Origin of the sequence: Butyrivibrio sp. AE3009, from assembly GCF_000420845.1 — a bacterium.
Lineage (GTDB): Bacteria > Bacillota > Clostridia > Lachnospirales > Lachnospiraceae > Butyrivibrio.
The window spans coordinates 125,286-149,627 of the sequence record NZ_ATVS01000005.1; the positions used below are offsets into that span (position 1 = coordinate 125,286).

Annotated in this window: 19 protein-coding genes; 15 read left to right on the plus strand and 4 right to left on the minus strand. The window is 39.3% G+C overall.

The genetic code is table 11. The features are described 5' to 3' along the window. Positions 1 to 27 precede the first annotated feature (27 nt). The 7 genes from fliS to G588_RS21255 all read left to right on the plus strand — a co-directional run bounded on the left by fliS (position 28) and on the right by G588_RS21255 (position 10,164). Positions 28 to 429 carry a flagellar export chaperone FliS gene (gene fliS, locus G588_RS0104475; protein ID WP_022777564.1) on the plus strand — a complete coding sequence of 134 codons (402 nt, stop codon included), beginning with the start codon at positions 28 to 30 and terminating at the stop codon, positions 427 to 429. 12 nt (positions 430 to 441) lie between these two features. Further along, the gene (locus tag G588_RS19150) at positions 442 to 921 is read left to right on the plus strand and encodes a hypothetical protein (RefSeq protein ID WP_022777565.1); all 480 of its coding nucleotides are present in this window, start codon (positions 442 to 444) and stop codon (positions 919 to 921) included. Positions 922 to 1,301: 380 nt separating this feature from the next. Next, positions 1,302 to 2,177 carry a flagellin N-terminal helical domain-containing protein gene (locus G588_RS0104485; protein WP_022777566.1) on the plus strand — a complete coding sequence of 292 codons (876 nt, stop codon included), beginning with the start codon at positions 1,302 to 1,304 and terminating at the stop codon, positions 2,175 to 2,177. A gap of 233 nt (positions 2,178 to 2,410) precedes the next feature. Then, positions 2,411 to 3,235, plus strand: a complete 825-nt coding sequence (locus G588_RS0104490; protein WP_022777567.1) for a flagellin N-terminal helical domain-containing protein — start codon at positions 2,411 to 2,413, stop codon at positions 3,233 to 3,235. A 127-nt stretch (positions 3,236 to 3,362) separates the two neighbouring features. Further along, positions 3,363 to 5,201 (plus strand): glycosyltransferase, encoded by a 1,839-nt coding sequence (locus G588_RS0104495; RefSeq protein ID WP_081644250.1) that lies wholly within the window; start codon positions 3,363 to 3,365, stop codon positions 5,199 to 5,201. Positions 5,202 to 5,215: 14 nt separating this feature from the next. Next, a complete protein-coding gene (locus tag G588_RS21250; protein WP_022777569.1) occupies positions 5,216 to 6,283 on the plus strand; it encodes a glycosyltransferase domain-containing protein in 1,068 nt (355 codons plus the stop codon). A 44-nt stretch (positions 6,284 to 6,327) separates the two neighbouring features. Then, the gene (locus tag G588_RS21255) at positions 6,328 to 10,164 is read left to right on the plus strand and encodes an HAD-IIIC family phosphatase (protein ID WP_196804940.1); all 3,837 of its coding nucleotides are present in this window, start codon (positions 6,328 to 6,330) and stop codon (positions 10,162 to 10,164) included. A 24-nt stretch (positions 10,165 to 10,188) separates the two neighbouring features. On the opposite strand, the gene G588_RS0104510 is transcribed toward G588_RS21255, so the two are convergent. The 4 genes from G588_RS0104510 to G588_RS0104525 are packed head-to-tail and all read right to left on the minus strand — an operon-like array spanning position 10,189 to position 14,600. Next, a complete protein-coding gene (locus G588_RS0104510) occupies positions 10,189 to 11,385 on the minus strand; it encodes a radical SAM protein (RefSeq protein ID WP_196804941.1) in 1,197 nt (398 codons plus the stop codon). Then, positions 11,369 to 12,355 carry a hypothetical protein gene (locus tag G588_RS0104515; RefSeq protein ID WP_022777572.1) on the minus strand — a complete coding sequence of 329 codons (987 nt, stop codon included), beginning with the start codon at positions 12,353 to 12,355 and terminating at the stop codon, positions 11,369 to 11,371. The genes G588_RS0104510 and G588_RS0104515 overlap by 17 nt, the downstream gene beginning before the upstream one ends. 27 nt (positions 12,356 to 12,382) lie before the next feature. Beyond that, positions 12,383 to 13,417 carry a glycosyltransferase family 2 protein gene (locus G588_RS0104520; RefSeq protein ID WP_022777573.1) on the minus strand — a complete coding sequence of 345 codons (1,035 nt, stop codon included), beginning with the start codon at positions 13,415 to 13,417 and terminating at the stop codon, positions 12,383 to 12,385. 4 nt (positions 13,418 to 13,421) lie between these two features. Then, positions 13,422 to 14,600, minus strand: a complete 1,179-nt coding sequence (locus tag G588_RS0104525) for a glycosyltransferase family protein (protein WP_022777574.1) — start codon at positions 14,598 to 14,600, stop codon at positions 13,422 to 13,424. Between the two features lie 174 nt (positions 14,601 to 14,774). Between G588_RS0104525 and G588_RS0104530 the strand changes: the two genes are divergently transcribed. From G588_RS0104530 to G588_RS0104565, 8 genes are all read left to right on the plus strand, one after another. Beyond that, positions 14,775 to 16,193 (plus strand): glycosyltransferase family 2 protein, encoded by a 1,419-nt coding sequence (locus G588_RS0104530; RefSeq protein ID WP_022777575.1) that lies wholly within the window; start codon positions 14,775 to 14,777, stop codon positions 16,191 to 16,193. Between the two features lie 68 nt (positions 16,194 to 16,261). Continuing rightward, the gene (locus G588_RS0104535) at positions 16,262 to 17,446 is read left to right on the plus strand and encodes a CgeB family protein (protein ID WP_022777576.1); all 1,185 of its coding nucleotides are present in this window, start codon (positions 16,262 to 16,264) and stop codon (positions 17,444 to 17,446) included. Between the two features lie 12 nt (positions 17,447 to 17,458). After that, a complete protein-coding gene (locus G588_RS0104540) occupies positions 17,459 to 18,667 on the plus strand; it encodes a CgeB family protein (protein WP_022777577.1) in 1,209 nt (402 codons plus the stop codon). Beyond that, positions 18,668 to 19,678: a glycosyltransferase family 2 protein gene (locus G588_RS21260; protein ID WP_022777578.1), complete on the plus strand. Its 1,011-nt coding sequence runs from the start codon at positions 18,668 to 18,670 to the stop codon at positions 19,676 to 19,678. Between the two features lie 3 nt (positions 19,679 to 19,681). Beyond that, entirely contained in the window at positions 19,682 to 21,130 is a 1,449-nt protein-coding gene (locus G588_RS0104550; protein WP_022777579.1) for a CDP-glycerol glycerophosphotransferase family protein, read from the plus strand. 17 nt (positions 21,131 to 21,147) lie between these two features. Then, complete coding sequence (locus G588_RS19170) at positions 21,148 to 21,621, plus strand: adenylyltransferase/cytidyltransferase family protein (RefSeq protein ID WP_022777580.1); 474 nt, start codon at positions 21,148 to 21,150, stop codon at positions 21,619 to 21,621. Beyond that, the gene (locus G588_RS0104560) at positions 21,621 to 22,661 is read left to right on the plus strand and encodes an asparagine synthase-related protein (protein WP_026668577.1); all 1,041 of its coding nucleotides are present in this window, start codon (positions 21,621 to 21,623) and stop codon (positions 22,659 to 22,661) included. The genes G588_RS19170 and G588_RS0104560 overlap by 1 nt, the downstream gene beginning before the upstream one ends. Before the next feature lie 8 nt (positions 22,662 to 22,669). After that, a complete protein-coding gene (locus G588_RS0104565; protein ID WP_022777581.1) occupies positions 22,670 to 24,325 on the plus strand; it encodes a motility associated factor glycosyltransferase family protein in 1,656 nt (551 codons plus the stop codon). The last annotated feature ends 17 nt before the right edge of the window (positions 24,326 to 24,342 follow it).

Consider the following 24,342-nt stretch of genomic DNA (forward strand, 5'->3'; position numbering starts at 1 on the left):
AAACTATAGATTGAGAGGGAGCAAAGTATGCCAGTACTTACAACTCAACAGAAGGCTTATGCACAGTATAAAAATAACAAGATAATGAGTGCTTCAAAACCGGAGCTTACTCTTATGCTTTATGACGGGGCTATCAAATTCCTCAACATTGCAGATTTTGCAATTGAAAAGAATGATATATTTAAGGCCCATGAGAATATCGTAAAGACTGAGAAAATAATTGAGTATCTTAGAAGCACTCTAGATATGAAATATCCCGTTGCTCAGGACTTTGAAAACATGTATTCTTATATTGCAAGGAGACTTGTTGAGGCCAATATAGCTAAGGACAGAGAGATAGTTGCTGAGGTCAATAAGCATATGCATGCAATTAGAGATAATTGGGTTGAAGTTATGAAAGCAAATCATGTTATGGTGAAGGATGCATAAAAGGAGACTGGGATGATAGCTTCTAGTTTGGACATGCTGGAGGATAGCCTTATTAAGAAGATTGAGGTTATGGACAGGATTCAAGAGGAAAACGACAGACAGACGGAAGTTTTGAAGAATTCTGAAGAGGTTGATGAAAAGGCCTTTGATGATACAGTGGAAAAGAAGGGAGAGCTGGTGGACCAGCTTCTTCTTTTGGATGAAGGGTTCCAGTCACTGTTTGACCGGGTCAAAGAAGAACTTGGTAATAATAAGGATATGTATAAGGAACAGATAGGAAGACTTCAGAATCTGATTCATGAAGTTATGGACCGAAGTTTATCCATAGAAGCTCACGAGCATAGAAATAAAAAGCTGGCAGAGCAGTATTTCAGCACTACCAGGCAGCGCCTTGAGAGTAATAAAAAGAGTTCTGCGGTAGCATTTAATTATTATCAGACAATGAATAAGTTTAAAGATATTCCACCTCAGTTTTTAGATCAGAAGAACTGAAACAGTTTGAAAAAAATCGATTTCATTAAGGAGCATGTATATGCTCCTTTTTTTTTGTATAAATTAACGAAATACGATATAATATATATACGATTAGCGAAATTTATTTCGTGCCTTGTTTTATGCGGAAGAGCATCTATATCGGCTACTTAACCACAAAACTTAATAGCAAAATCGGAAAAACTTAAAAAAATTTCAAAAATTCAAAAAAATTAGAAAAAAACATTCACAAGGGGTTAAGAAGGACAAAAAAAGGACGATACTTATAGTGAAAGAACAAAACCAAAGCAGCCATGGAAGGGACTCCGCATTAGGTCTGCACATTAAATTAAAATGGAAAGGCAGCAGGGAAGCGGGCCCCCTTCATGGAGGATAATATTATGGTAGTTCAACACAATATCACCGCAATGAACTCTAACAGACAGCTTGGTATTACAACAAACGTTCAGGCTAAGGCCAGTGAGAAGCTTTCTTCCGGTTACAAGATCAACAGAGCAGCAGATGATGCAGCAGGTCTTGCGATTTCCGAAAAGATGAGACGTCAGGTAAGAGGTCTTACCCAGGCTTCTGCCAACGCTCAGGATGGAATTTCAGTAGTACAGACAGCTGAGGGAGCTCTTAACGAAGTTCACGACATGCTCCAGAGAATGAACGAACTGGCAGTTAAGGCAGCGAATGATACTCTTCAGACAACGGACAGACAGTACATCCAGTCAGAGGTTGCAGCTCTTGCAAGTGAGATTTCCCGAACTGCCGAGTCAACGGAGTTTAATAACCAACATCTTTTAGATGGATCATTTACAGGCAAATATCTCCAAGTCGGTTCAGAAACAGCCGGTGAGAATCAGATAATGATTAGTATCTTGGCTTTAAGCGCAACCAGTATAGGAGTTGCAGCAACACATACTGCTACAGAAAATGATGATATTGATCCTACTAAGACAGACGGTAACCAGATAAATGTAATGAACCATGCGAATGCTAAGGGGTCGATAGAGCGAATAAAGTCAGCATTGATTTCAATTTCAAAGCAGAGATCAGATCTCGGTGCAATCCAGAACAGACTTGAACATACAATTAAGAATCTGGATAACGTAGTAGAGAATACCCAGGCAGCTGAATCACAGATCCGTGACACAGACATGGCAGAGGAGATGGTTAGATATTCCAATAACAACATCCTCATGCAGGCCGGACAGTCAATGCTGGCTCAAGCCAATCAGACAAATCAGGGTGTTCTTTCACTGCTTCAGTAATACAGATAAAACGTTTCCAACAGGGCTTGGCCGAGTGGTCAGGCCCTTCAATTTGTTTATGGAAAATTTATATTATATTTTTAAAAATAGGGGTAAAGTTTTTAGAATTATGGACGATAATAAAGGTGTAAAGAACAAGGAACTGTTATTAGACCAGCACTGATAATAGTTTCGGTAAATTAAACCAAACGAGCTGCAAGGACGCAGCCGTACAAATCAAGGAGGATAAAATTATGGTAGTACAACACAACATTACAGCGATGAATTCAAACAGACAGCTTGGTATCACAACTGGTATCCAGGCAAAGTCAAGTGAGAAACTGTCATCCGGTTACAAGATCAACAGAGCAGCAGATGATGCAGCAGGTCTTGCAATTTCCGAAAAGATGAGACGTCAGGTAAGAGGTCTTACACAGGCTTCTGCTAACGCTCAGGATGGTATTTCTGCAGTACAGACAGCTGAAGGTGCTCTTAACGAAGTTCATGAGATGCTTCAGAGAATGAACGAGCTGGCTACTAAGGCAGCTAACGACACATTGCAGTCTACAGATCGTGATTATATCCAGTCAGAGCTGAATGCTCTTTCAACTGAGATTGATCGTACATCTGCTGCAACAGAGTTCAACAATCAGAAGCTCCTTGACGGTACATTCCAGAACAAGAATCTTCAGGTTGGTTCTGAGACAGAAGCAAAGAACCAGATTCAGATCAGTATCAGTGCTATGAGCGCTAGTGCAGTTGGTGTTCAGACAGCAAATATTTCTGTTAGTGATCATGCTGCAGCTAAGGATACAATGACTGCTATAAAGAACGCTCTTCAGAGTGTTTCTGAGCAGAGATCTAACCTTGGTGCTATTCAGAACAGACTTGAGCACACAATCAAGAACCTTGATAACGTTGTTGAGAATACTCAGGCAGCTGAGTCAGCTATCCGTGATACAGATATGGCTACCGAGATGGTTAAGTATTCAAATAACAACATCCTTGCACAGGCTGGTCAGTCCATGCTGGCACAGGCTAACCAGTCCAACCAGGGTGTTCTTTCACTTCTCGGATAATTATATTTGTAACGCTTTGTTTATAAAACGTCTGTTGAAAACATTGCAACTACCCAAAAAGGGCTCCGGTTTTCCGGGGCTCTTTTTTCGATTTACAGTGATCATGCATATTGAGTATAATTAGTGTATGATAAACCGTTTATTGAATGACAAAAAAATATGCATCATTGCATGTATAAGAACAGGCAATGATGAGAAACTTTTATCGGATATAAGTAAACTCTGTGTCCCGGAGGGATTTACTGTGGAATACCTGGGGGTTACAGAGTCTGTTTCCATGTGTGCGGGATATAATGAGGCATTAGAAATAAGTGATGCGAAGTATAAGATATACATAAGAGAAAATACTAAGTTCCAAAGAACAGATATTTTGTACTCCATGATAGAACAATTTAGGATATCTCCTGAGATAGGGATGATTGGGGCCTTTGGCACGGATAGGCTTTCTACAGATATGGTGACTGAACATAGCATACTATATGGGGCAGCCGGAGAGAGGTCAATTCCGGTTGAAGAAAACTACAAGGAAGTAATGGCGGTGACCGGAGATTTTCTGGCCACTCAGTATGATATTAAATGGGACGAAAGCAATATTACAGATTGGTATATGTATGCTTTATCACAATGTCTGTCTTTCAGGCGCAGCGGATATAAGATAGTGGTTCCGGGGCAAAAGGACGGAGCATGGATAGAAGAGCAATTTGAGCATAATTATGATTATTCAGATGAAACCACTGAAAAGTGCAGAAGATATGCAATAGTCAATTTCTCTGGAGAAATGGGCATAAAACCTTATGCAATCCGCTGCGGAATAATGAGCTTTGAAGAAATATCAGGAGAGGATTTTATTCTGCCTCTAATATTTGCAGGGATTGATTTTTCGGTGATCGAGCTTGGAATATCAATAAACAGTGATAAAACGGAAGATTATGATTTGCTGAATTCGTATATTTTGGAGCATCATCTGAATGCGGTTATTTCATATAATTTTTCTTCATTATTATCAAAAGTATGCAATTCGCTTGGCGTCAGATATGTTTCCTGGGTATTTGACTGTCCGCAGCAGGCATTGTTCGATGAACAGGTCAAAAATCCTGTAAATTTTATTTATTCTTTTGATGAGAAGCAGGTTGAGACGACCAAAAGTTATGGTGCAATTAATGTTTTTCATCAGCCTCTTGCATATACTGGGGCGGCAATTACAGAATCTGATATTACCGATTATGACAAAGATAGATTTAATTGTCAGGTATCCTTTATAGGAAGCTTATACGAAGATGATGTTTACGACCGGGTCAAAGAAAAGCTAAGTGATGTTGCACTTAAGGATTATGAGGAAGCATTTAGAAATGCATATGGAAAGTGGGATGGACTGGATAGAATAACAGGAAGCCTTGCTGGAAGCACTATTGCTGAAATGCAGGCTATGGACTCGCCTGATACAATAAAAAATCTAAAGATGAATGTATCAGACTACTATGTAGGAAGAATTCTTACAAGGGATCTGGCAAATAAAGAGAGAATTGAGTTGGTGAATCGGCTTAATAAGTATGGACTAAGACTTTTTTCAGGTAGTAGTGGTGCACAACTTGAAGGAATCACAGTAGGTCCAAGGTTGAATAGCAAAACAGAACTTCCTAAGGTTTATTATCTGAGCAAGATCAATATCGGAACAACGCTTCATTCCATAACATCAGGCATTCCGCTTAGAACATTTGAAGTAATGGGAGCAGGAGGCTTTTTGTTAACTAACTTCCAACCTGAGATTCAGGAACTCTTTACAATTGGAAAAGAAATAGAAGTATATAAAGACTTTGAAGAAATGGAAGACAAGGTGAAATTTTATCTGGAAAATGAAGACATAAGGAAGAAGATTGCACAAAGAGGTTCTTTAGCTGTAAAAGAGAAATACAATATTAACGTGCAATTCGGAAAAATACTGAAAATGTCGGGAATTACCTTTTGATGAAAGGATAAGTGATGCAACAGCTAAGAGAATTTATTGACCTGGTAAAGAAAATTAAAGGATTGATTGAATCTCAAAAGGTTGATATTTCACAACTAAATCCACATGATATATCAGATTATCTAGACGAAATGCATGTGGCGCTGAGCATGGATGAAATACTCATGTCTGATGGGGAACATAACCTTTTGGCATCTGCGATTCAGAGGAATGATGCGGCAGCTTTTATACAGACATTGGAGGCGGTTGTTAATGAATGTGAGATGCTTGATGCCATTTATGAACTGAAAATGCAGAGATTAGAACTGAATATATGTAAGAATGCTGAATTTGCCAGAATGGCTCATGAAGTGAATAAGGATAGGTTAGAGGATTATTACAAGACTCATGACAGAAAGCCTAAGAGTGAATTTTCAGGTCGGGGAGTTGTTTTTTCTGCAGTAACAGGGAAATACGATACTGTCAGGGGGATAGGAGTACGCTGTGAAGGGTTTGATTACATCCTTTTTACTGATGATCCGAATTTGCAGTCGGATGAATGGGATGTGAGATATATCGCTAATGACGAGGGACTAGATCCTGTACGCCTTGCAAGACGGATAAAGATTATGGCTCCCTATGAAATCCTTAGCCAATATGATTATTCCATATGGATTGACGGTAAAATTGAGATCTGTGGTGACGTTAGACAATATATAGAAGAATATTCTACAGGTGAACCGCTGCTTTGTATTCCTAATTACAAGAATTCAAGTGTTTATGAAGAGGCAGAAGCATGCATTCTTCTAAACAAAGATAATGCCAAGTTAATTAAGTCACAGATGAATAGATATAAAGAAGAGCAATACATCAATGACAGCAGAATGATCGATTCCTGTGTCCTTGTCAGAGATCATCATGATACGGACCTCAGAAAAGTCATGGAGACCTGGTGGAATGAGATATTGCATAATAGCTTCCGTGACCAGCTCAGCTTTGGCTATTCCTGCTGGAAAAATGATTTTGTATATGATACAGCACCACTACTTTCATATAAGAATGATTTCTTTAAAACATATGGTCATAATAATGTGGCCGGGTGAAATATTAGCAAACACACTGTTTTATGAATGATCAGGTGATTTTTATGGAAAATTATTCATTTAATACTTTGATAGTCATCACCCCTCAGGATTGCGAAAGGTTATTATCTCTGTATCCAAGGTTGATAAGGCATATGAAGTATGGCCAGGTCTGCTTCGTGGGAACAGATGGAGTAGGTAACCTTGTGAGTGGTGATCCCAATATCGGAAACAGCGCAGGCTTTATTAACGAGGACAGTATCATCCCCTTTAATGAAGTCCATGCCTGCATGACCAAAAAGATGGAGAATCTCCTTAAGGGGCAGGCTCTGCCAAGAGGTGTTACCGGCTGGTACTATCAGCAGTTCCTGAAGATGCAGTATTCACGCATGTGCATCGACGAATACTACATGGTTTGGGATGGGGATACTATTCCCTGTAAAGACATAGTGATGTTTCAGGAGGAATCCGGGAAGCCCTATATTGACCTTAAGCACGAGTATCATAAAGAGTATTTCGAAACTATGGGAAGGCTCCTTCCGGGCTTTGCTAAGGTAATCGAGCGCTCCTTTATTTCTGAGCACATGCTCTTTAGAACAGATATTATGCAGGCTCTTCTTGTTGATATCGAAAAGAACGATTCTATCCCCGGAACAACCTTCTGGGAGAAAATAATTAATTCTATTCCGGAAGATCAGATTCAGTCTTCCGCTTTCAGTGAGTTTGAGACCTACGGAACCTATGTGGCTCTGAAATATCCCACAGTCTACAAGCTTAGAGAGTGGCATTCCTTCAGGCAGGGAGGCACTTTCTTTGATGTGAACACAATTTGCGACAGGGACTTTGAGTGGCTTTCCAGGGATTTTCATTCTATTTCTTTTGAAAAAGGTCACACAGTCAGAGAAGATAATAAGAACCTTTTTGACAATCCTGAGTATCAGACCAAACTCTCGCCTAAGCAGATGCTGCAGGCAGCTCAGATGGAGTATAAGGAAGGCTACAAGGAGATATGGGAGGACGATATTCAGAACAAAAAGGATAAGAACGTTACTTCCGGAGATTATTCCTATGTCTCCACAGTGGATAACAGGGTGACCATTGTTATCGTATCCTACAATGCCCTTTACCTTATGCAGGAAAACATAAAGAGTATCAGAAGTAACCTTCTTAAGGGCACTTACAAAATAGTTGTGGTGGATAATGCCTCCACAGACGGCGTGGCAGAGTGGCTGGCCGAGCAGGATGATATTTTGCTTATAAGAAATACGGAAAATGCTGGATTTGGTCCTGCCTGTAACCAGGGAGCCAAGGTGGTTCTCGGTACAGACTTTGCCAATGCAGATATTTATCTTTTGAACAATGACACAAGACTTGTGTTTGACAGTGTTTATCATTTGAAAAAAGCTCTTTATTCTGCTGAAGATATTGGAGCGGTGGGCAGTGTGTCCAACTACGCCGGAAACAAGCAGCAGATTGACGTGGAGTTTGACACCGTTGAAGAATACCTGAAGTACGGTGAAAAGATCAATGTGCCCATGGAAAGACCATGCCTTGAAAAGGTAAGATTATCAGGCTTTTCCATGCTTATAAAGAGAAAAGTATGGGACGAAGTAGGAGGCTTTGATGAGGACTTCGTTCCGGGATATTTTGAGGATGATGCCCTTTCCATGGAGATTTTGCGCCATGGCTACAGGCTCATGGTGGTAAGGAACAGCTTCATCTATCATGCCGGCAGCCAGAGCTTTATTAAGATTGATTATCAGAAACTCCTCGAGGATAATCACAATCTTTTTGTGGAAAAATATGGTTTTGACATCCTTAAATACGCTCATGCCAGCGGAACAGTGGTTTCACAGATTCCTTATGACATAAACGGACAGTTTAAGGTGCTCCACTACGGATGCGGCCTTGGAGCAGAGCTTAAGGCAATCAGGAGCATTTTTCCTTATGCCACAGTTATGGGAATTGAGGAAAATCCAAGGCTTTACGAGATCGCAAAGAGGACAGAGGATGTCTTTAACAGCCTGGATGAGTTCATAGAATTCAACGAGCCCGGAACCTTTGACGTGCTGATAATCAGTAGCGAGGATCAGGACCGCATGGATGATGAAGAGAAGGGCGTTGTGGCAAGCTTTTTTTCACAAAGAGCTGTCGAGATTCTAAAGAACCCTGTATACGAGGACTTCCCTTATGAGAAGATCAAGATGATCATCTGGGATATGGATGATACCTTCTGGCAGGGAATTCTCAGTGAGGGAGAGGTTATTCTTCCTATGGGAAATGCGGATCTTATCACAAGTATCACCGACCACGGTGTTGTTAACAGCATCTCTTCCAAGAATGATGAGGAGCCGGTTATGTCTGAGCTGGAAAGGGCCGGAATAGCAAATCTGTTCGTATTTAACAACATCAACTGGGAGGATAAGGGGCCTCAGATAGCCACAAAGATTAAGACCATGGGACTTCGGGCTGAGAATGTTCTTTTTATCGATGATAATCCAAGGAACCTGGAGGAAGCAAGATTCTATGCCAACGGCCTTATGATTGCAGGGCCGGATATAATTCCGTATCTTTGCAACTATTTCTATAAGACTGCTCCTAAGGATAAGGCTCATACAAGACTCTCCCAGTACAAACTTCTGGAGAAAAAGACAGATGCTGAGTCTGTTAGCAGCTCTAAGGAGCAGTTCCTAAAGGACAGCGATATCAGAATCACCATAAATCGCGACTGTCTGGATAATCTGGACAGGATTGCAGACCTGGTGGCAAGAAGCAATCAGCTTAACTACACCAAGAACAGGGATGACAAGAAGCTTTTGACCAAGCTCCTTTGCAGCGATTGGAATGACTGTGGCTATATCAGGTGCAAAGACAGGTTCGGAGACTATGGAATAATCGGATTCTTTGTTTACAATACCAGGGAAAAGAAGATGGAACATTTCCTCTTTTCCTGCAGAGTCCTGGGAATGGGAATCGAGCAGTATATTTATAACTCTCTGGGATGCCCTGAATTTGAGGTGAAAGGGCCTGTTTCCGTGGAATTAAAAAGGGATGCTGTCGCTGATTGGATCAAGGAAGAGAAGGAGTTTGAGATCACCGAGGATACTTCAAAGAAGAATAAGATACGAATTCTTCTTAAGGGCCCCTGCGACCTTGATTCCATTGAGCCGTATCTTGGCGGCGGAAGCATTACTTCAGAGTTTAATTATATAAATGAGATGGGGTTTGTCACCACAGGCCAGAACCATAGTATGCACATCTGGGAGAGTGCTAATCTCAGTAAGGAAGAGATAGATGAAATCGTTGATAGCGTGCCGTTTATTATAGATGGTGACTTTAAGACGAAGATGTTTGAGGAAGAGTATCATGTTATCTGCTACAGCCTTCTTCAGGACATGGCTTCCGGACTGTATAGGAATAAACGCACTGGAAGCTACATATCTTTTTCCAGCAGGAACTATCCGCTTACAGATAAGGCTCTTTCAGGAAGATTTATCAGCGGAGAGATCCAGAACCACGGTTTTGCTTTTGATCAGAAAATAATAGATGACTTTGTGGAAGAGTGGGAGTTTGTAGGAACAACGCCCCTGGATCTGCTATTCAGGAACCTGGACTATATCTATGACAACGTCAAAGGAAAGCCTATAATCATCCTGCTTATGGGCAGCGAAGTGGAGTATCAAGGTGATAACGAAGAGTTTGCAGGGCTGGCCGAAGTCTATAGGGAGATGAATCCTATTATCCAGGAGTTTGTAGATGATCATGAGAGGATGAGAGCCATAAATATCACTGATTTTATTAGCTCACAGGATGACTATGCTGATAGTATCAATCATTTCAGTAGGAATATATATTTTAAGATCGCAGGTGATATTTGTAAGTATATAAACGAACTGGTGTAAGTGGATGCGAAGTAAAACTGTTCATTAGATAACCCAGTCTTCAAGTATGCTTGGATTGTGAATGGTATGCCAGGGGACGTCTACCGGTTCGGCACAGTATCTGCATCGTTCAAAGGGTTTGCTGATCCGCTGTCTGATAATTTCGGTAGTAAGACCTTCCTCATACAGATCCACAGCGCCATCTTCAGGTAAAGACTCGTTAAAGTACTGATTGAAATACTTTGTCGTAAAAGGCAGGAAACAAGCAGCTATTTTTCCGTCGTATAGGTTTACGCAACCCTTTTGGAAACAAGTGTTGAATTTTTTAATTATGGATTCGTCATCGCTTCTCTCAAGCTTTTGCTGCTTTCTGAAGGTTGAGTTTATATCAGATATTCCGTAAGCAACTCTTTTTTCATTCAGGAAGCTTTTTAAGTCATCTATTTTGTCGTTCATAACAGGATATAATGAGACCCAAATGCCTGAACCTTCATGACAATTATTTAATGTATCAAAGAATGAATCGGGCATTTTTTGAAGTAACAATGCGTTTGTTACTATATGTATCATAGCATTTGGGTAAACTGAACCAACCAACCTGAGGTAATCTTCTATTTCAGGGTTGAGCAGTGGCTCGCCCCCGAGAATTCTGATGAGTGATATTTCATCAAAGAAGAGCTTAAGCCTGTTCAGATCCTGGGAAAACTTTGCAAAATTCGGAAAAACAGGCGTTTTTACCAGCCCTGAATAATGCTCACAATTGGCACAGTTCAGGTTACAATGGTCTGCTATATGAAATTCCAGATATGGAAGCCTTCTGCAGGAGTAATACGGAATAAGGGCATCTACTATAGACTTCGGTGTGCTAAATTCACTTTCAAGGTCAACAATATAGATGTTATCCAGATCAATATCAATAGAAAAAAACTTTGAAAGAAAATCCTGCTGACCGGAATAGTTTTGAGAGGCAATCAGTAGAATGTCAGCTTGCCCGGTTTCAATCATTTCTTTGGCTTTATTGCTATCTATTGATGCAATGCCATCTTCCGGTAAAGGGCCTGAGTGGGATACATTCCAATAGGCTATTATATGTATAGTCTCTTTTCCAAATTCATTAGCTACTTTGTTGTAGCCGTTCTCCATAAACTTAATTAAATACTGGCTGTAGATGTTTTGTCCAAAAACTATGGCATTGATCATTTCTTTTTCCTCTTGCAATGTATCATTACCCAAAGTAGACATTTTCTAAATATGAATCTAATAGAACGGTTGCCTTTTTGGCGCCTGTATCATTTAGATGATCTGAGTCAAGGAAATCTTCGTCGGTGAACTCATCCTGAAAATCATTCATGTCAAAAAACTCAACAGGATAATCCAGTTCATCAAGAACTTTGTATATATCAGGTTTGTAGCCTGAATATATATATTGGTTATAGTACTTTGTGTAAGGGGTAATAAAAAATAAAGGTTTGACCCCGTTGGTGTACAAAAAACTTACCATTTCCTGTATGATTTTTATATTCTCAATATGAGATTCCTCGTACTTTACGTGTTTATTATGACCATTGAGTGTGCGGTCTTTGGCAACATCATATTTTTCTTCTTCTGACAAAGTATTCCAGATAACTTTTCTTACTTCCAGCATATTATGGTTTGCCCTTGAGTTTATGTTGTTGAAAAACGTTCCTTCTTCCATTACTGTTCTATTGCTCCAGAACTCACACCAAGAGCGAATAATGTCTGGGGGATATAAGTCTTTATTATATTCAACTACTGAAAGAGGATCTCTGGCGACAGCATCTACGTAGTTGTGCTTGCCTTCTTCACCAAAAAGATTCATATAGACGTTCGGAACAAGGTGTTTGACCAGTTCTGCTCTTGAAACATCCTGATATAGCATGTAATAACCAAAATTTATAAAGCAATTCTTTATTTGTTTTTTGCCCTCTGAAAAAGCTTTTTTGATATGCAAAAAATCATAGTATAAATCCTGGGAAGCGATACTGAATTGGATTGTTTTTCCTGCATAGGTAAGATCATGTTCATTTATTCCAAACAAGGCGTGAGATGAACCTACGATAATAGTATCTGCTCCATCAAGCCTGTTCTTTTCATGCATAGCTTTTAAATAGTAGTAATCATAGTTTTTACTTAGATATGACCATGAGATTTTTTCAAAATTTCTGAAGTATTCGCGATCTGAAAAGGACATTTTTGTCTCCTGTATGGTATATGAGAGCTAGATACCTATAGTTTTAAGGTCTTGTGCAAACTTTTGAAATTCTTTCTTGTTTAATATGTTCAGGCAGCTTTTTAGAATCAGAAGATGAAGCTCAGAAAGCTCGTTGTTTAATATGTGTGGGTTATTCAATATATTCGGAATATGGTTTTTTACTAATGCACATAGTAGTCTGTATAGCGAATATGGTGGTGCATCGTACCGTAGTGCTATCATTTTCCAAAAAATCAATGCACAGGAATAGACAAATTCTATTTCAAGTTCTTGTTTATATTCATCCATGAATCCTCTTTCTTCCAATTCATCCCATAGCATGATCTGATTAGTCAGAAGGTCTACATGATAGAACTCATTGGTGGAGAGAGAGGTGGATACGTCATTTACATAGTAGTGATATAGCTGCTCATTCAGTATATAGGCCTTGGTGTAATACATGTTCAGAAGAACGCCCCAATAGGAATCCTCATAGGCCAGCCCTTCGGAGAAGACTATATTGTTATTTAAAAGCAGTGATTTCTTGATCAATTTACAATGTGGAAGATTATTAATCGTTTTTTTGACTAAAAATTTTTTTCGATCTTCCGGTACGGAAATGACAAGTACTTCATCAGGATTATTTTGTGAATCATCAGTTTCTTTATATATCAGTGTTTTTGAAAAATCCCTGATATACCTGCACTGAACAATATCATAATCATCGGAAAGGGCTATATTGTATAGCTTTTCCAGGTAGTCTTTTTCAAGCCAGTCATCAGAGTCTACAAAGGCAATATATTCGCAGGTAGAATATTCCAAACCAAGGTTGCGGGCGGTTCCCTGGCGTGAGTTAACCGCCAAATCAATGATCATGATATTTTCAGGATATTTGGATTCCCACTGTTGCAAATGTGAAAGTGTAGCATCTGTAGAGCAGTCATTTACACATATTACTTCCAGGGAAGAGAAACCGATTGTCTGCTCTTCGATTGAAGTCAATGCTCTGTCTATATATGCTTCCACATTGTAACAGGGAAGAATCACACTTATCTTTTTCATACATTTACCCGATAAAGACTGAATCTAATATCTTTTTTACAGCTACAGGATAGGTATAATCACGGCATACTCTTTCATAACCTGCCAGAAGAATTGCCATACGGGCACTTTCGTGGGTCAAAAAGAATTTTGCCAGAGCTGCCATTTCTTCAAAGCTGTGATATACAACTATCTCTTTTCCAATCTCAAATAATTCTTCTGTTTCCGGTTGATAGTTGGTCAGTATAAAGCCTCCTGCTCCGATAATGTCAAAGGTCCGAAGGGGCAGACCTGAAAATATGCTGTGTAGAGAGGTTGAAAGGTTTATTCTGGATAAATTGTATGCTTTGGGGAGTTTGTCATTGTAGGTTAAAAAGGGATGATAATCCACTCCTGCAATCTGATCCTTAGGCTCTGCATTTGCTCCATACCATCTGGGATTAAGACCAGCAATTTGCTCCATCATAAGACGGCGCTCTGTGTATGCAACGGCTCTTGCCATAACCACTTCCTCAAAGTAAAGCCTGCTGGGAAGGCCAAGCTTATCCCCCGGATCTTCATCAGATAGAGCGACCATCGCATCTATAAGATCTTCAGACATGGTGTTATGGATTCTGTCTTTGCCATCCCACTTACCCATCATATTAAATGCAATAGAGTTAAGTTGGTCTCTGAGTGCTTCATCTAAATTTGCTCTATAGTAAGCATATCTTCCGTCTACGTATTGCATTCCAACAAAGGATATGTCACAGCTGTAAGCAGTCTCATCAGCTACATCTATTTTAAGCTGTCCCATCCTGGAGATGTTGGAGGCAAGTGGGAGGTAGTTAACATTGGGAAGGCCTCTCTCAATGCAATTATTCATCAGGTATTTGTCGAATATAAAAAAATGATTGGTCTTATTTTGAGCCTCTTTGCTGTATAAAGACTGGAGAGGACAGTCGTAGATCCAGGATGCGTAGGGGATTTCCAGTTCCTTACATGCTGCTGAAACAGTTGGCGAAAAGTTCATTGTCAGCGCTATGTCATAGGGATTGGATTTTATGTACTTAACGATTTTTACAATTTCATTTTCATCATAATCCAGTGTCTTACAGGATAATTCAAGGCTATCGCAAGTATTACCTGATTCGATAGTTCCCCAATATAAATCGTTAAGAACCAGATCTATGCATTTGACAAGCAGGCATCGTTTAGTGTTCAAGTAAAATCCTTTCCATTATCAAATAAGTTATAGATAACATAATTATACACTATATATCGAACAAAACATAACGTATATATAGTGGAAGACCGTGCAAAAATGAATGCTTAAATGGTAAAATGATAATATGCAGACACGATAGCAAGTTTTTGACATTATTTTGAAAGGATAACTGTGAATACACCTATTATTTCAGTGATCGTACCGGTTTATAATGCTGAAAAATATCTGGATGAGTGTATAGAGTCGATACTTAATCAGTCATTTTCTGCTTTCGAACTGATATTATTGCCGGGGAGCTCAACAGATAACAGCTCACAGATATGTGAGAACTGGAAGAAAAAAGATAATAGAATAAGGATCGTCATTCAGGATATAAACAGCAGTGGATATGCCAGGAATAAAGGGATCAGGGAAGCTGCCGGTGAGTATATCTGTTTTTGTGATGCTGATGACAAGTATTGTGATGATTACCTTAAGAAAATGCATGAAAGCATTACATCAAATAATGCAGATGTCGCGGAGTGTATGTTTTATATAGCAAGCGAGGATTTGCGGTCACAAAGGTTATATCCCTTTCTTGAAGATATAAGATATCTGGAGCACAGCATTATGGAGCGTCAGGGTTCACCTGCGGTTTGGAAGTATATATCTAAAAAAACTTTGTGGATTGACAATGATATAGTTTTTCCTGAAATTAGAATTGCAGAAGATCTTGCTGTCTACACCATGATATGGGCTTATTGCTTGAAAATAAACTATGTCTATGAACCTCTATATATCTACCGAATTGTTGACACGTCCTTAAGCAGAACCAAAGTGAAACTGGAGGATAGGATAGCTAATCTCAGAGGCTTTTGTGAATATACAAGTAGTGAGTTTAAAAAGAGAGGGCTATACGAACAATGCAGGTCTACTCTTATAAGCCAGGCTGAATATCATTTAAGTGGCGTGTTCCAATTCATAGAAGATGCAGAGGATAATAAAGATATTTCAGCCCAGATGTCTGACATAATTAAGGATAGCTTTGGAGTTTCTGATACGGTATATGATCATTCTGTTCTTGGGTGGGGAGGAAAAGAAATGCACCCGCTGTGCGCACGGCTTAGAAAAAACCCTTCCAAGAATCTGTTCAGCATAAAAGATATGAGTATGTCTGTGCTGTGTGATCAGGATTTACAAAAGCAGTTCCGGGATTATTGTGATCAAAATGAGCATGATATTGTAATTGTAGACCTTATATCTGAGGCACCTGCGATTCTGGAAGAACTGGCGGATATTTCATCATTTATTCAGAAGTGGGCTCTTGGAGCAGGCATATTTCTGTCATGCATAAACAAAGTGCATCCCAAGGTCTATTTACTGGAGAAGTATGTAGCTGATAATTATTATTCTATGGAAAATACAGGGCTTGTAAACAAGATATTAAAAATGCTCCATGAGAGCTTTATTGGACTATGTCCTGGGTGCAAGTATATACCATCAATACCTGCTGAACTATACAAAAACAATGAAGAGAACGATTACAATATTTCAAAATACGATTGTACTTACTACTACGAGAAGATAGTTGATGACATTCATGCACTTTAATACGCTCAATAATACACGATTATATGTTACAATTATAGTAAGGCATAATATAACATTGGGTGATTGTAATGTGCAAAATTCTTTTTCTGGACTGGAACAGCTATGGAAATCTGGACATCCTGTCAGCTATCGACGAACTAAAGGCTTCCGGCAGGGACATCCGGATAGAGCTGTATCCCTACGACAATCATATAGAGCGCGATGATAAGCAGTTCGCAGATAAATTCAAAACGGACCTTCAAAAGAAGAGCCCGGATTTTGTCATGTCTTTTAACTTTTTTCCCATTGTTTCAGGGGTATGCAATGAAGTAGGAATTAAATATGTTTCCTGGGTATATGATAATCCCGCTATTAATCTGTATTCATTTACGCTTATAAATCCATGCAATTATGTATTCCTCTTTGATTCTCAGATGTATGAAGTTTTTGCGAATCAGGGGATCAAAACAGTATATTATCTTCCCATGGCTGCAGCTGTAGAGCGGTATGACAGTTTTGAAAAGTCCGATGTTTTCAGGAAAAAGTGGGGAGGAGAACTTGCATTTGTAGGAAATCTCTATACAGAAGGCCATAACTACTATGATCAGATAGAAGATAAACTGTCAGACTATAGTAAAGGTTATATCAATGGGCTTATGCGGGCACAAATGGAGATAAACGGCGCCAGTATTGTGGAAGGCTCAATTCCGGAAAATGTCATGAAGGAGATGGTTGATGCCTTTGGGGCCAAGCCCAACTATGACGGTGTTGAGACCTATGATTATATCTATTCAAATTATGTGGTAGACAGAAAGATTACAGCTCTTGAGAGGACAGAGATGCTTACCATGATTGGTAAAAAGCATTCGGTGAACCTGTTTACAGGGGACAAGAACTTTAAGCCTGAAGGTATTAGTAACCGCGGGAAAGTGGATTATTATAAGGAGATGCCTTACATCTTCAAAAACACAGACATCAATCTGAATATTACTTTACGAAGTATTCAAAGAGGAATCCCGCTTAGGTGCATGGATATTATGGGATGTGGCGGCTTCCTTCTTACCAATTATCAGGAGGATTTCCTTCATTTCTTTGAGCCCTTTGAGGATTATGTATATTTCGAGAGCAGACAGGATCTGATGGATAAGATTGAGTACTATCTGACCCATGAAGGGGAACGAAACAGAATCGCAAAATCCGGTTATGAGAAGATAAAGGCAAATCATACATATAGATTAAGACTTGAAGAAATTCTTGATATAGTTGGTAACTAAAGGAAAATGCATATGAAACTATTGTATCTGGACATACCTATTTTTTTTGCTAACAGAGATATGCTGGAAGCTTTTCAGGAGTATGTTGATGAGGACGGAGAGCACCTGCAGATACTCAGGTATATGTTTAATTATACTGAGGAATCAGCAAGGAAAAATCCTGAGTTTGAGGCAGAGTTTCCGGGAATATTAAAGGAACACTCTCCTGATTTTGTATTTTCCTTTAACTTTCTTCCGGTAGTGTCAAAAGTATGCAACGTAGCAGGGATAAAATACGTATCCTGGATCTATGATAATCCGGAGATACTGCTTTATTCCTATCATGTGATAAATAAATGCAACATCGTTTTGATGTTTGATTCCAAGCAGTTTGAGACATTCCGGAAAGGTGGAATCAAGACCGTGGAATATATGCCGCTGGCAGCATCTACCAGAAGGCTTGATGCAATGATTCCGGATGATGAAACAGTTTCAAAGTATAGTGCTGATATTGCCTTTGTGGGATCCCTTTATACAGAGCGTAGAAGATATTACGACGAAATAGCAGAGAAAATAACCCCCTATACCCTTGGATATATTGATGGAATGATAAGAGGGCAGCTCCAGGTGGATGGAGTGAATGTTATGGAGGAAGCCCTGAGACCTGAAATCGTGGACGAGATTCAGAAGGCCAGCAATATCTATCCTCATGCGGACAGCGCTGAGACCAGAGAGTATCTCTACGCAAACTATATCATTAACCGCCAGGCGACCATAATAGAACGCAGAGAGATTCTTACGATGATAGGTGAGAAGCATCCGCTTAATCTCTATACCTATGCGGAAAATAATGAATTTAATCCCAAAGGGGTGATCAATAAAGGGGCAGCAGAGTATTTTGTTGAAATGCCCTATGTATTTAAACTAAGCAGAATTAACCTGAACATCACCCTAAGAAGCATACAGAATGCGATACCCCTCAGGTGTTATGACATTCTCGGGGCGGGAGGATTTCTCTTATCAAACTATCAGGTAGATCTGGCCAGACACTTCGTTCCCGGTGAGGACTATGTCTTCTACGAAAACAGGAAGGATATCCTGAATAAGATTGAGTACTATTTAAGCCATGAAGACGAAAGAAAGGCCATTGCGAAAAATGGTCACGACAAAGTACAAAAAGAGCATACCTTCGATGTGAGGGTTAAACAGATTATTGATTTGGTGAAGGCTAAGGACATATAAATGGCAAAAGTAAGTGTAATCGTACCGGCATATAATTCTCACGATACTTTGGCAACCTGTCTGGGGAGCCTTGTGCACCAGACTCTTCAGGATATAGAGATAATTGTGATCAATGATGCATCCACGGATGATACCTGGGAAATCATGAAGAGGTGTAAGGGACAATTTTCCGATAAGGTCAAAATAATCGACGGAAAGGTTAATCGCGGAAGCGGAGGAGCCAGGAACCAGGGCTTTGATGCGGCAACAGGCGAATACATTGGCCTTGTGGATAGTGATGATTATGTTGCTCCGAACATGTACGAGCTTTTATATAACCAGGCAAAAGAAGGAGACTATGACATAGTAGATAGTGGTTATTATAAAGAGTCAACAGATAAAGCGATTCTTTCCACCGGTGATAACGTCACAGGAACGCTTGATGATGAGAAAAGAAATATTCTAATCGCAGGTGGAGGATATCTTGTAACAAAGATTTTTAGAAGAGAACTTTTTAACTGTCCACCTATAAGGATGAGAGAGAATGTCAGGTGTCTTGAAGATACGGAAATTCTTATATACATGATTCTCAGAGCGAAGAAAATAGGAAATGTAAAGGAAATTTTGTATAAGTATTGCGATATAAAGGGATCAGCTACCAAGCAAATAGACTTGAAAGTATATCTTGATTCAGTAATCGGTGCAATGAAAGCTATTTATGAGAGGTGTGCTCATCTTTCGGAATATGAGGGGGCAAAAGAATCAATAGACTACATGGCTGCAGTTCTTTATTCCTATGGAATCAACAGATGTTTATTTGAAAATATCAGGAAGTATGGCGCTAAAAAGGAATATATAGATAAATATTTTTTAGGACTAAATGATACACAAAAGGAATATTTGAAGAGTTTATATGGGATAAAGGAACAATGCTTTAGTTTTTTATATGACAAAAACTACATTATACAGCAGAAGTTGGCGGCAATAGATATTGCAATTATGAAAAAGTGTGATCAAATACACAAGGGGTGAATTATGGCTGACGATAAGATCAAGTATTATTCCGTGCTTGTTAGCGAATTGAGTCAAGGTGTGGAAAACGGAGATTTTTCCGGAGAGTTTATCCCGGATAAATATAGATGGGAACATTTGCTTGCACTTTTTTTTCTTTCCAAGGCATCAGAAGAAGGCAAGGAAATGTATACGGCTATCTATAACATGGTGATAGCTTCTTCTGAAAAGCGAATTAGGAAAAAAGCAAGGAAAAAGGAAAAAATAAAAATTTTATTTCAGAATTACTCCGCAGCCCAATGGCCAGCTATGGACGTATATAACGAATTTGCAAAAGATGAAAGGATAGAAACAGGATTACTGGTTTCTCCAGTTTTAGGCAGGGGAGAGGGGCACTGGGAAGACAGCTATAGCCAGACCTTGAAGTGGTTTAAAGAAAATGATTACAAGATATATGAGGGCGTTAACAATGACGGTAATTTTCCCGGATTTGAGGACTTCGGAGGGGCCCCTGATATTGTTTTCATAACATCTTCCTGGTACACAGAATTACCTTATTATCAACAGTTTATTTCACTTCCGCTTAATTCACTTGTTGCTTATATTCCTTACAGTATTTACCTTGCAAATAGTATGGATGGTGGATATGGAGACAATAAAGTGTACAACAAAGATACCGTCAATCTAATGTGGAGGGTTTATTGTGACTGTAGCAAAAACTATGAGGGATATAAGAAAAAGCAGTATCTATCAGGAAAAAACGTAAGATTTTCCGGTTACGCTAAAATGGATTACTTTTATCAACAGAGAAACTGGAATGACGACCAGCTAAGAGAAATATGGAAGATTCCGTATAATATAGATGCTAAATCGATGAAAAAAGTGATAGTGGCGCCTCATTACAGTGTTATAGACAAAGGCGTGATTTTGTTTTCCACCTTCAGAAGAAATTTGTGGTTTTTCTTATATTTGGCGCAAAAATATAAGGACGATGTCAGTTTTGTTTTTAAACCACATCCACTTCTTCGTACTGCTTCAGTTAAAGCCGGGTTGTTTAATAGCTATGAAGAATATGATGAATACATCGAAAAATGGGAAGGATTGTCAAATGCGAGAGTAATTCAAGATGCAAGCTATCTGGATCTGTTTGATACTTCCGATGCGATGATAATGGACAGCGGCTCATTTCTTGGAGAATATCTTTATACAGGAAAGCCTTTGCTTTATCTGACAAGACCGGAACAGGCCTTTTTACCGATTGGTGAAAAAGTAGTTGATGTATATTATAAGACGCCCGGTGAGAACTATATGGAAATAGAAAGATTTCTTCAGGATGTAGTCTTAAATGGTAATGACTATATGAGAGAAAAAAGAGAAGCTGTATTTAAAGAGGAATATGATTATAAGACCATCAATGGGATTGGAGCATCAGAGTATATCTGTAACGACGTATTTGATCTAATTAATGCTTAAGAACGGGAAGGAGCATTATGGTAATTGGTTATACCGCCGGTGTATATGATTTATTTCACGTTGGACATCTGAATCTTCTGAAAAATGCCAAGGGCTTTTGCGACAAGCTTGTTGTTGGAGTTACAGTAGATGATCTTGTTATGTACAAGGGAAAGCAGGCCATGATTCCTTTTGAGGACCGTATTGAGATAGTCAGATCCTGCAAATATGTAGATGCTGCTGTGCCCCAATATGATATGGATAAACTTACCGCATGCAAAAAACTAGGTGCAAGCATACTTTTTGTGGGTGACGATTGGTATGGTACGGATAAATGGAAAGAGTACGAAGCTGAATTTGAAAAGGAAGGAATCAGAATAGTGTACTTTCCGTATACCAAGGGGATTTCTTCAACAAGAATTACAAAGGCATTACAGGAAATTCGTGGTTGGTCTACAGAAGTGGCAAGAAATGCAATTCACCTGAATGTTGATGTGGATGAGGAGAAATGATGGTAGATAAGAATTTTGCTATGAGTTCTTTTCTGGCTCTGAGATATATTGAGAAAAAGGATGTTCACTTTTCTGAAAAATTGCAGTACAGACACCCTATATTATCGAATGATGAACGTATTTATGTCAGGACAGCTGAAGAAATCGGCGAAGCAATTGATAAACAGCTAAATGAGGTTCGCAAAAAAAGCAAGAAGACAGGAATTCTTCTCTCAGGAGGCATGGACTCTGCTATTTTAGCATCCTACCTGTCTGGTTGTGATGCATATACATTCAGGTTTCTAGGGGGAGAGTTCCAAGAGGAAGAATTGGAAAGAGCTGAAATATTTGCGAAGGAATATGGCCTTACTCTTCATTATGTTGATATAAGCTGGAAAACGGTTGAAGATAACCTGCCTGCAATTATGATGTCAAAGGGCGGGCCGGTTCATTCCATCGAGCCGCAGATATGTCAGGGGGCAAAACAGGCGCTGCAGGACGGCGTTGACCTGATGATAATCGGAGATGGCAGTGACTATGTGTTCGGAGGGATGGATCAGCTGCTTTCCAGAGATTGGACTTTTGAAGATTTTTACCACAGATATATTTATGTTGAACCTGAAGAAGTTTTGAAGAATCCGGAGAGTATCAGATATCTGTTCGAACAGTACAGGAAGGGTGATGATATAGACTTCTTGAGCTTTATGGATATTGTAGCTACTGAGGAAAGCTATGGCTCATATTCAAATGCTTTCCTGACAGCAGAACTTGACTATTTTGATCCTTATGAAAAGTTGAAAATGGCAGAGCCATTAGATTTAAGCAGAATCAGAAGCGGGGAATCCAAATATCTTATTCGCGAACTGTTTAGGATGAGATATCCGAATATTCCGACTCCCAATAAATTGCCAATGCCAAGACCGGTGGATCAGTATTTTGCAGATTGGGAAGGCCCACATAGAGCTGAATTTAGGGATGACATTGAGATTGACAAGTATAAAGGCAATCAAAAGTGGCTTATCTGGTGCCTGGAACAGTTTTTAGACATGTTGGATGAATAGGGATATTTATGGATTATATTGAACTTAGAGCGAAAATGATAGATTTGGAGCATGAGTGCGCATATTGTGCTATGTGCCTAAGGTTGGAACGATTGGTTTCTGCTTTTGACAGCGTCAAGAAAATTACAACCGGTATTACTGATATTTTGAGCGATTTGGCACAATGTGGAAATGAATATAGTCCTGAAAGCTTTATGATAAAGATTTCCCCTATGCTCAATAGCGTTATTACTTATCAGAAGAGTAACAATTTCTCTCGGTTGGCTGATGTTCTGGAAGTGGAACTAAGTGCATTGATCAGTGACTGGATAATAGAAACTACTGAAGCTTATCAGATAGAACACATAGATTATTTTGATAAAAATATAGATGCGCTTTTTCAATGTGGACAAAAGGAAGTCGCACAGCTGTTAAGGGGAAGTACATTTCCTGATACAAATTTCATTAGTCCTATTGTTGCGGGGAGCGGAGATATAGTTTTTTCTTTTGAAAGTAAAGCAGAGCAGAAAATTATAGCTGGTTTGGTGAACCCTTATCGAGATGCATTACAGTATGCTTTCTATAATTGCGAGGTAGAAAAACTTGAATATTCCCTGACCGGATTCGAAATGATTTATGAAGCTATGGCGATAATAAGGATGAATTATGGTGTTCCGGTGACTATATGTGAATCGGATATTGTACATGCAAGGCAGGCTCTTACTTATCTGGACTTATCACGACTTATAGCATCCAATCGCTTGCTCTTTGTGGTCGGAGAAGTTAGAAGCGCCTTATCTGATGCGATAGTAAAGGGGACATTATTGACAAAAGCAGAGTCTATTTCAGCTTTTTCAAGTGATGTCAAGGAACTACTTACAAAGTATCGTTCATTGATGCTCCCAATCAAAGAAAATAGCCAGTTGCTTGCTTTCAACTTTCATAAAAATATTGAGCTGGATGACCCTTGTGTAACAGAAATATCCAATCGGTTTAGGGATAAGGAAATCTATATGGTGGCTGGCGGACCATCACTTTCACCATGCATGCCGTTACTTGAAAAAAGGACAGAAAACAGCCTTATTTTGTGCGTGGGGACTTCTGCCGGAAAGCTCGCTAATCAGGGAATAGATCCTGATTTCATTGTTCTTATAGATGGACTTCCTGCAACAAAGAAGCAGTTAATGCATGATTTTGATTATAAAAAGACTGAATTTATTTACCTTGCGACAGCTTATTATGAGACAGTGAAGCTTTTTGGAGGAAAAAGATATATTGTGTATCAGAATGAATACGAGCTTTCTGAAAATATGGCAACAGAGAAAAGCTTACCACTATTTAAAACCGGTGGTTCTGTTTCCACTCTGGCACTGGATCTGGCAGTAAAGCTCGGGGCAAAGAAAGTAACCTGCTTGGGCCTGGATCTTGCTTACACCTATAACCAATTACATGCATCCGGAATATCAGATAATAATGATGTCGAAGCTGAGCAGGGAAAGATTATCCTGAAAAGCACAAGCGGAGGCGAAGTAAGGACGGCAAGTACCCTCGCGTCTTACCATGACTGGATTGAGAAGTATATCGCAAGTACGGATAATCTCCCGGAATTAGTGAATATTTCCGACGGCTCATATATAAAAGGCATGAAAAATATAACAGTAAGTGAAGCTCTTAAAATGATGTAAAAGTACAGAGGCTTAGG

Coding starts and splice junctions, on each gene's coding strand:
- G588_RS0104490 (WP_022777567.1), top strand. CDS start 2,411: ATGGTAGTACAACACAACATTACAGCGATGAATTCAAACAGACAGCTT.
- G588_RS0104560 (WP_026668577.1), top strand. CDS start 21,621: ATGGTAGATAAGAATTTTGCTATGAGTTCTTTTCTGGCTCTGAGATAT.
- G588_RS0104485 (WP_022777566.1), top strand. CDS start 1,302: ATGGTAGTTCAACACAATATCACCGCAATGAACTCTAACAGACAGCTT.
- G588_RS0104520 (WP_022777573.1), bottom strand. CDS start 13,417: ATGAAAAAGATAAGTGTGATTCTTCCCTGTTACAATGTGGAAGCATAT.
- G588_RS21260 (WP_022777578.1), top strand. CDS start 18,668: ATGGCAAAAGTAAGTGTAATCGTACCGGCATATAATTCTCACGATACT.
- G588_RS0104510 (WP_196804941.1), bottom strand. CDS start 11,385: ATGTCTACTTTGGGTAATGATACATTGCAAGAGGAAAAAGAAATGATC.
- G588_RS0104535 (WP_022777576.1), top strand. CDS start 16,262: ATGTGCAAAATTCTTTTTCTGGACTGGAACAGCTATGGAAATCTGGAC.
- G588_RS21250 (WP_022777569.1), top strand. CDS start 5,216: ATGCAACAGCTAAGAGAATTTATTGACCTGGTAAAGAAAATTAAAGGA.
- G588_RS0104515 (WP_022777572.1), bottom strand. CDS start 12,355: ATGTCCTTTTCAGATCGCGAATACTTCAGAAATTTTGAAAAAATCTCA.
- fliS (WP_022777564.1), top strand. CDS start 28: ATGCCAGTACTTACAACTCAACAGAAGGCTTATGCACAGTATAAAAAT.
- G588_RS19170 (WP_022777580.1), top strand. CDS start 21,148: ATGGTAATTGGTTATACCGCCGGTGTATATGATTTATTTCACGTTGGA.
- G588_RS21255 (WP_196804940.1), top strand. CDS start 6,328: ATGGAAAATTATTCATTTAATACTTTGATAGTCATCACCCCTCAGGAT.
- G588_RS0104565 (WP_022777581.1), top strand. CDS start 22,670: ATGGATTATATTGAACTTAGAGCGAAAATGATAGATTTGGAGCATGAG.
- G588_RS0104550 (WP_022777579.1), top strand. CDS start 19,682: ATGGCTGACGATAAGATCAAGTATTATTCCGTGCTTGTTAGCGAATTG.
- G588_RS0104540 (WP_022777577.1), top strand. CDS start 17,459: ATGAAACTATTGTATCTGGACATACCTATTTTTTTTGCTAACAGAGAT.
- G588_RS0104495 (WP_081644250.1), top strand. CDS start 3,363: ATGATAAACCGTTTATTGAATGACAAAAAAATATGCATCATTGCATGT.
- G588_RS19150 (WP_022777565.1), top strand. CDS start 442: ATGATAGCTTCTAGTTTGGACATGCTGGAGGATAGCCTTATTAAGAAG.